Annotated in this window: 1 pseudogene; it reads left to right on the top strand. The window is 47.9% G+C overall.

The window, feature by feature from the left end:
* Positions 1-144 precede the first annotated feature (144 nt).
* Positions 145-261: pseudogene (locus SB754_RS21075) on the top strand (EamA family transporter); the annotation flags it as partial.

Raw genomic sequence — 261 nt, 5'->3', positions numbered from 1 at the left:
CGGTGTACAAGCATTTTACGGACGATTGGGCTTTACAGCGGACGAGCTTATTTTCATGGAAAAATGGATTAAGCCCGCGTAGGTCTGCAGAAGAAGGTGTATGATAGCTCAGAAAGGCGATGAAGACGGTTCGCCAATCCAGTCTTTACAGCCATTCTCGCCTTTCTCTTGCTCGGCGAGCGCATGACCCTAATCCAGCTGCTGGGCAGTGTAATTGTCATTGTAGGCTGCTATTTGTTTTCCCGTCTCAAATCTGTTTCA

Source organism: Leifsonia sp. SIMBA_070 (assembly GCF_046534635.1).
Taxonomy (GTDB): Bacteria; Actinomycetota; Actinomycetes; order Actinomycetales; family Microbacteriaceae; genus Leifsonia.
The sequence above is the reverse complement of the archived record's forward strand: the minus strand, read 5'-3'. Positions and strand labels throughout refer to the sequence as shown.